This window comes from Fundicoccus sp. Sow4_D5 (genome assembly GCF_052116365.1).
Lineage (GTDB): Bacteria > Bacillota > Bacilli > Lactobacillales > Aerococcaceae > Fundicoccus.
This window is the reverse complement of the sequence record NZ_JBQKLF010000028.1, coordinates 1-701: the sequence shown is the minus strand read 5'-3', so window position 1 is coordinate 701 and position 701 is coordinate 1. Positions and strand designations below refer to the sequence as shown.

Below are 701 nucleotides of genomic sequence, written 5' to 3'. Positions count from 1 at the left end.
TTAAGTGATCAAATGGTTTGTCTATCCTTAGTCTGCTAAATGGGCCTGAATGGACTCGAACCATCGACCTCACCCTTATCAGGGGTGCGCTCTAACCAGCTGAGCTACAGGCCCGTATTCTACTAAAAGCGGGTGATGAGAATCGAACTCACGACAACAGCTTGGAAGGCTGTAGTTTTACCACTAAACTACACCCGCATCTTCCATTTTAAATTGCGGAGGTAGGACTCGAACCTACGACCTTCGGGTTATGAGCCCGACGAGATGCCAACTTCTCCACTCCGCGATAATATTAGTTTGGTTAAGGAGGATAAGAGATTCGAACTCTTGCACGCTTTTACACGTCTGACGGTTTTCAAGACCGTTCCCTTCAGCCGGACTTGGGTAATCCTCCGTAACTTGAACATGGACCTTGTAGGACTCGAACCTACGACCGGACGGTTATGAGCCGTCTGCTCTAACCACCTGAGCTAAAGGTCCGGTTCTATATAGCGGCAAAGGGGATCGAACCCATGACCTCCCGGGTATGAACCGGACGCTCTAGCCAGCTGAGCTACACCGCCATTAGATTGTGAATGGGTAACACTTTATTCACATTTAAAGAAAAAAATGGAGACTAGCGGGATCGAACCGCTGACCTCCTGCGTGCAAAGCAGGCGCTCTCCCAGCTGAGCTAAGCCCCCAAAATATTTCTAAAAAAA

General features: G+C 48.8%; 7 tRNA genes. All 7 read right to left on the bottom strand.

The features are described from left to right. Positions 1-40: 40 nt before the first annotated feature. Positions 41-114 (bottom strand) — tRNA-Ile (locus ACTQ45_RS13630). 13 nt (positions 115-127) lie between these two features. Then, positions 128-198: transfer RNA gene (locus ACTQ45_RS13625), tRNA-Gly, on the bottom strand. A 15-nt stretch (positions 199-213) separates the two neighbouring features. Beyond that, a tRNA-Met gene (locus tag ACTQ45_RS13620) sits at positions 214-286 on the bottom strand. A gap of 18 nt (positions 287-304) precedes the next feature. Then, positions 305-394, bottom strand: a tRNA-Ser gene (locus tag ACTQ45_RS13615). Between the two features lie 12 nt (positions 395-406). Continuing rightward, positions 407-480: transfer RNA gene (locus ACTQ45_RS13610), tRNA-Ile, on the bottom strand. A 9-nt stretch (positions 481-489) separates the two neighbouring features. Beyond that, positions 490-563: transfer RNA gene (locus tag ACTQ45_RS13605), tRNA-Met, on the bottom strand. 47 nt (positions 564-610) lie between these two features. Then, a tRNA-Ala gene (locus tag ACTQ45_RS13600) sits at positions 611-683 on the bottom strand. Positions 684-701 lie beyond the last annotated feature (18 nt).